Origin of the sequence: Pseudonocardia pini, assembly GCF_013870575.1 — a bacterium.
GTDB lineage: Bacteria > Actinomycetota > Actinomycetes > Mycobacteriales > Pseudonocardiaceae > Pseudonocardia > Pseudonocardia pini.
Genome location: NZ_JACBXB010000310.1, coordinates 1 through 6115, shown reverse-complemented (window position 1 = coordinate 6115; position 6115 = coordinate 1). Strand labels below are relative to the sequence as shown.

8 protein-coding genes are annotated in these 6115 nt (G+C 72.2%); 5 read left to right on the top strand and 3 right to left on the bottom strand.

Annotation, left to right across the window (positions count from 1 at the left end):
- The 3 genes from H5J29_RS17850 to H5J29_RS17840 form a co-directional block, all read left to right on the top strand.
- Positions 1-689 (top strand): glutamate mutase L (locus tag H5J29_RS17850; protein ID WP_181782087.1); only part of this gene is annotated, 689 nt, incomplete at its 5' end.
- A 179-nt stretch (positions 690-868) separates the two neighbouring features.
- Entirely contained in the window at positions 869-2350 is a 1482-nt protein-coding gene (ahcY, locus tag H5J29_RS17845; protein ID WP_181782086.1) for an adenosylhomocysteinase, read from the top strand.
- A gap of 43 nt (positions 2351-2393) precedes the next feature.
- Entirely contained in the window at positions 2394-2864 is a 471-nt protein-coding gene (locus tag H5J29_RS17840; RefSeq protein ID WP_181782085.1) for an NUDIX domain-containing protein, read from the top strand.
- Here the strand turns inward: H5J29_RS17840 and H5J29_RS17835 are convergent.
- The 3 genes from H5J29_RS17835 to H5J29_RS17825 form a co-directional block, all read right to left on the bottom strand.
- Positions 2851-3489, bottom strand: a complete 639-nt coding sequence (locus H5J29_RS17835) for a dTMP kinase (RefSeq protein ID WP_181782084.1) — start codon at positions 3487-3489, stop codon at positions 2851-2853. The genes H5J29_RS17840 and H5J29_RS17835 overlap by 14 nt on opposite strands.
- 82 nt (positions 3490-3571) lie before the next feature.
- The gene (locus H5J29_RS17830) at positions 3572-3805 is read right to left on the bottom strand and encodes a PIN domain-containing protein (RefSeq protein ID WP_181782083.1); all 234 of its coding nucleotides are present in this window, start codon (positions 3803-3805) and stop codon (positions 3572-3574) included.
- Positions 3802-3945 carry a hypothetical protein gene (locus tag H5J29_RS17825; protein WP_181782082.1) on the bottom strand — a complete coding sequence of 48 codons (144 nt, stop codon included), beginning with the start codon at positions 3943-3945 and terminating at the stop codon, positions 3802-3804. The genes H5J29_RS17830 and H5J29_RS17825 overlap by 4 nt, the downstream gene beginning before the upstream one ends.
- Before the next feature lie 98 nt (positions 3946-4043).
- Between H5J29_RS17825 and mtrA the strand changes: the two genes are divergently transcribed.
- Together mtrA and mtrB are read left to right on the top strand one after the other, a co-directional pair.
- Positions 4044-4721, top strand: coding sequence for an MtrAB system response regulator MtrA (gene mtrA, locus H5J29_RS17820; RefSeq protein ID WP_220187576.1), 678 nt, complete (start codon positions 4044-4046; stop codon positions 4719-4721).
- Between the two features lie 19 nt (positions 4722-4740).
- Positions 4741-6115: MtrAB system histidine kinase MtrB (gene mtrB / locus H5J29_RS17815; protein WP_181782081.1), on the top strand; the 1375-nt coding region annotated here is incomplete at its 3' end.

Genomic DNA, 6115 nt, shown 5'->3' with positions numbered 1-6115 from the left:
CGCGGCACGTGCTCGGCGGGCGCGGCCCGGCCGCCGCCCCGCGCTTCCGGCGGATGGTCCGCGTGATGACCCCCGACGCCGTCCGGTCCGGTGCCGCCGAGCTGGCGCGGATCTGCGACACCCGGGTCCTGGTCGTCGACGTCGGCTGTGCGACCACGGACGTGCACTCCGCCTTCCCGCCCGGGAGGGGGGCCGGTCCCGAGCACGCGGTCCGCCGCACGGTCGAGGGTGATCTCGGCGTCCGCGCGGCTGCGGAGGGCGTGCTGCAGGAGGCCCAGACGGAGCAGATCGTCGATCCCGTCGAGGCCGATCTGCTGTCCGCGACGGTCCGGCGGATGGCCAGCGAGGTCGGCTCCGTTCCGCGGGACCCCGGCAGCGCCGCGGAGGACCGCCGGGTGGCGGCGCTGGCGGCGGTGGTGGCCATGCGCAGGCACCTGCGCGAGGGGGAGACGGACGACCCGGGCGTGGGGCTCGTCGTGCTCTCGGGTGGGGTGTTCCGCCAGCGGGACCCCGCCGGGATCGCCGCGCTGGTCGGCACATTGCGGGGCGACCCGGTCCTGGCGCCCGTGCTGGCGGGGTCGTCCGTGCTGGTCGACGCGGACTTCGCCCTCGCCCCCGCGGGCCTGCTCGCCGCCCACGAGCGGGGCGACGCCGCGGAGGCCCTGCTGCGGGACCACCTGCTCGGCTGACCCGCTATCCTGGCACCCGCGCGGGTCGAGAGGCGCTGCAGCGGACGGCGTGTCGTCGAGGACACGCGGCCGCCACGCTCGGTCCGCGGTCGACGACGAGAAAGGGCGCCTCCCATCCATCGGGAGGAGGCCCGCATGTCGAATCTCCTGCGGGTCAGCCCCCATGCGCGAGGAGAGACATGAGCGACAAGCTGCAGAACGTGAACGGCCTGGACTTCGCGGTGGCCGACCTCGGCCTGCACGAGTTCGGCCGCAAGGAGATCCGGCTGGCCGAGAACGAGATGCCGGGCCTGATGGAGCTGCGCCGCGAGTACGCGGAGGCGAAGCCGCTGCACGGCGCGCGGGTCGCGGGCTCGCTGCACATGACGGTCCAGACCGCCGTCCTGATCGAGACCCTCGTCAGCCTCGGCGCCGACGTCCGCTGGGTCTCCTGCAACATCTTCTCGACCCAGGACCACGCGGCCGCCGCGATCGTGGTCGGCCCGCACGGCACCCCCGAGGCGCCCCAGGGCGTCCCGGTCTTCGCCTGGAAGGGCGAGACCCTCGAGGAGTACTGGTGGGCCACCGAGCAGCTCTTCAACTTCACCGACGACTCCGGTGAGCTGGTCGGCCCGAACATGATCCTCGACGACGGCGGGGACGCGACCCTGCTCGTCCACAAGAGCGTCGAGTTCGAGAGGACCGGCGTGGTCCCCACGGTCGAGGCGGACGACCTCACCGTCGCGGACGAGTACCGGATCATCCTCGACACCCTGCGCCGCTCGCTGGCCGCGACCCCGCAGAAGTGGACCACGGTCGCCGCGGACATCCGCGGCGTCACCGAGGAGACCACCACCGGCGTCCACCGGCTCTACCAGCTGGCCGAGCAGGGCCTGCTGCTGTTCCCGGCGATCAACGTCAACGACTCGGTCACCAAGAGCAAGTTCGACAACAAGTACGGCATCCGGCACTCCCTGATCGACGGCATCAACCGCGGCACGGACGTGCTGATCGGCGGCAAGGTGGCGGTCGTCGCGGGCTTCGGGGACGTCGGCAAGGGCTCGGCGGAGGCGCTGCAGGGCCAGGGCGCCCGGGTCATCGTCTCCGAGGTCGACCCGATCTGCGCGCTACAGGCGCTGCTCGAGGGCTTCCAGGTGGCGCGTATCGAGGACGTCATCGACAAGGCCGACATCGTCATCACCACGACGGGCAACAAGGACATCATCACCGTCGACCTGATGAAGAAGATGAAGCACCAGGCGATCCTCGGCAACGTCGGGCACTTCGACAACGAGATCGACATGGCGGGCCTCGGCCGCGTCGAGGGCATCATCCGCACGAACATCAAGCCGCAGGTCGACGAGTGGGTGTTCCCCGACGGGCACTCCATCATCGTGTTGTCCGAGGGCAGGCTGATGAACCTCGGCAACGCGACGGGCCACCCGTCGTTCGTGATGAGCAACAGCTTCTCGAACCAGGTGATCGCGCAGGTCGAGCTGTACACCAAGCACGAGGAGTACAACAAGGACGTCTACCGCCTGCCGAAGATCCTCGACGAGAAGGTCGCGAAGATCCACGTGCTGGCGCTGGGCGGCGAGCTGACGAAGCTGTCGAAGGACCAGGCCGAGTACATCGGCGTGGACGTCGAGGGCCCGTTCAAGCCGGAGCACTACCGGTACTGAGCGATCTCTGGATGAGCGGCGGTCGTCGGGTTAGGGTCTCCTGATGGCCGCCGCTCCACTTCCCCAGGGTTCCAGCGGCGACGGGTGGCAGTACTGCGCGCAGGGCCACAAGCACTGGGGTCTCTACGGCGCGGCGGGCCTGCTCGTCCGTGCCGGTGAGCTCGTGCTGCTGCAGCACCGGGCACTCTGGAGCCACCACGGCGGCACCTGGGGCATCCCGGGTGGGGCGCGGCACCTCGACGAGTCCGCCGAGTCCGCCGCACGCCGCGAGGCCGCCGAGGAGTCGGAGCTGGACACCGGGCCGCTCCTCGAGACCGCCCGGTTCGTGGACGACCACGGCGGCTGGAGCTACACCACGGTCGTCGTCAGGGCGGACGAGGCGTTGCCGGTGGCGATCCGGGGCGGCGAGAGCGTGGAGTTCCAGTGGTTCCGCGCGGCGACCCTCGGGTCGCCCGAGGGCCCGGACCTGCACCCCGGCTTCGCCCACACCTGGCCGGAGGTCAGGGACCTGTGATCCGCGCGGCGAGGGCGTTCGGGTCGACCTCGCCCTCCAGCACCGTCCACGGGCTCAACCAGGACTGGGCGGCCAGCTCGCGGTAGACGGCGTCGGTGCGGGCCTGCAGGGAGTCGTCCGACTCGTAGGCGTCCCGGTCGCGGCCGGGATCGGTCGCCGCCCTCCGCTGCGCCCGCGCCGCGGCCACGGACCGCTCGGTCGCCAGCAACAGCTGGTGGTCCGGGACCGGGATGCCGAAGCGCGCGATCTCCAGATCGTGCACCCAGCGGACCACCTCGCCCCCGGCCCCCTGCTCCAGACGGGCGGCGTTGTACGCGGCGTTGCTGGCGACGTACCGGTCCACCAGGACCACGTCGTGGCTGCTCAGGAGGTCACGGAGGGCGGGGGCGGCGTCCCGGCGGTCGAGCGCGAACAGCACCGCCATCCCGTGCACCGAGTCCGCGAGGTCACCGAGCCGCCCGTAGAGCGCGTCCCGGGCGAGCTCGGCGTGGACGTCGGCGTCGTAGCGGGGGAAGGCGAGGGTCGCGACCCTCGCGCCGCCGCCGCGCAGCGCCTGCACCAGGCGCGCGGTCAACGTGGCCTTGCCGGACCCGTCGAGCCCCTCGATCACGATCAGCCGTCCCACCCCGGGACCCTATCGCGCCGCTCCGCCGTCCGAACTGGACACAGCTCGGTCAGGCGTGCGTGGTCGGGTTCCGCGCTACCGACTACCGCACGGGGAAGCCGACGATCTCCGCGGCCAGGCGTTCGGCGATGGCGTCGGCGTCCCGCCGGGCGACGGTCCCGCGGCGTGCTGCCCGGCGGAGGACGGAGAGCACCTCGACCTGCACCAGCTCTGGAGCGGAGCTGGACCTGGTCAGCATCCGCCTGCGCAGCTCGGCGGTCCCTCCGCCCGCGAGGACCTCGAACACGACGGAGGCGTCGACGACCTGATCGGTCACCGCTCCTCGCGATCGCGACGGAGATCGTCCATCGCCTGCAGCCGCACTTCGACGACGACATCCCCTCCGACGCCGCACGCCTCCTCATGACCCTCGTAGATGTGCTCGTCGAGGTCTCTGATCTGGACCGCCTTCGCCACGAAGCCGGGATGGGCGAGAGTGCATGCAGAGTGGGTGCCGTTCCGCGGGTCCGCGGGTCGGAGCGGGACTGTCGGGGTGGGGTGGGATGCTGAACGGCATGAAGTCGCGCGTTCTGGTGGTCGACGACGACCCGGCCCTGGCCGAGATGCTGACCATCGTCCTGCGGGGCGAGGGCTTCGACACGGCCGTGGTCGGGGACGGGACCCGGGCGCTGCCCGCCGTGCGGGACATGCGCCCGGACGTCGTGCTGCTCGACCTCATGCTCCCCGGCATGAACGGGATCGACGTGTGTCGGGCGATCCGCGCCGAGTCCGGCGTGCCGATCGTGATGCTCACGGCGAAGAGCGACACCGTGGACATCGTGCTGGGCCTGGAGTCCGGCGCGGACGACTACGTGGTCAAGCCGTTCAAGCCGAAGGAGCTCGTCGCGCGGATCCGGGCCCGGGTGCGGCGCACCGAGACCGAGCCCGCCGAGCAGCTCACCATCGGGGACGTGGACATCGACGTGCCCGCCCACCAGGTCACCCGGCAGGGCGAGCGGATCGCGCTGACCCCGCTGGAGTTCGACCTGCTCGTGGCGCTGGCCCGCAAGCCGCGCCAGGTGTTCACCCGCGAGGTGCTGCTCGAGCAGGTCTGGGGCTACCGGCACGCGGCGGACACGCGGCTGGTGAACGTGCACGTCCAGCGCCTGCGGTCCAAGGTCGAGAAGGACCCAGAGCACCCGGAGGTCGTGCTGACCGTCCGCGGCGTGGGGTACAAGGCCGGGCCGCCGTGAGGACGGGTCCAGTGATCCGGTGTCCGTGAGGTCGCTGGTCGCGCGGCTGCCCGGGGCCCGGCGGGCCAGGCGGGTCGCCGCGTCGGCCGCGGTGCTGTTCTCCGAGGTCCGCGCCGCGGCGCTGGCCGCCTGGCGGCGTTCGCTGCAGCTGCGCGTCGTGGTGTCCACGCTCGCCCTGTCGCTCGCCGTCGTGCTCGTCCTCGGCCTGGTCCTGCAGACCCAGATCGCGGACCGGCTCATCCAGGCGAAGTTCGACGCGGCCATCATCCAGGCCGAGTCCGCCCGGATCGTCTCCGAGCGGGACCTCTCCGGCGTCGACCCGGACCGCGAGGGCGCCCAGGGCACCCTGAACAACGCCCTCGACCGGCTCACCAACCAGTCCACCGCGGAGTCCGGCGCACCCACCGCCGGCGAGTTCCGCGCGGCGCTCACCACCGGCGCGGGCTCGGGCCCGGAGATCTCCGCGGGAGACCTGGACGCGATCTCCCCCGAGCAGCGGCAGGCCGTGGCCAGCGGGGCGCTGAGCACGCAGTACACGACCGTGGACGCGATCCCCACGCTGGTCGTGGGCCAGCCGGTGCGTACCGCGGGGCGTGAGCTGCAGCTGTACCTGATGTTCCCGCTGGACGCCGAGCAACGCACGCTCGGGCTGATCCAGAGCACGCTGATCGTGGGCGGCCTGGTGCTCCTGTTGCTGCTCGCGGGCATCGCGAGCCTGGTCACCCGGCAGGTCGTCCGGCCCGTCAAGCAGGCGGCCGAGGTGGCCGAGCGGTTCGCGGAGGGCCATCTCGACGAACGCATGCCGGTGCACGGCGAGGACGAGGTCGCGCGCCTGTTCGAGTCGTACAACGAGATGGCGGGCAGCATCCAGAGCCAGATCCGCCAGCTCGAGGAGTTCGGCGCCCTGCAGCGCCGCTTCACCAGCGACGTCAGCCACGAGCTGCGCACCCCGTTGACCACCGTCCGGATGGCCGCGGACATCCTCTACGCCTCGCGGGACGAGCTCATCCCGGCGCTGCGCCGCAGCTCGGAGCTGCTGGTCAACGAGCTGGACCGGTTCGAGACGCTGCTCGGCGACCTGCTGGAGATCTCCCGGCTCGACGCGGGGGTGGCCGAGCTCGGCTCCGAACGGCTCGACATGCGGCACGTGGTCTCGCGGGCCGTGGAGGCCGTCCGCGGGCTGGCCGAGGAGTCGGCCACGCCCCTGGTGCTCGACCTCCCCGGGGACGTCTACGCCGAGGTGGACTCGCGGCGGGTCGAACGGATCGTGCGCAACCTCGTCGCCAACGCGATCGACCACGGCGAGGGGCGGCCGGTGCACGTCACGCTGGCGGGGGACTCCCACGCCGTCGCGGTGGTCGTGCGGGACCACGGCGTGGGGCTGCGCCCGGGCG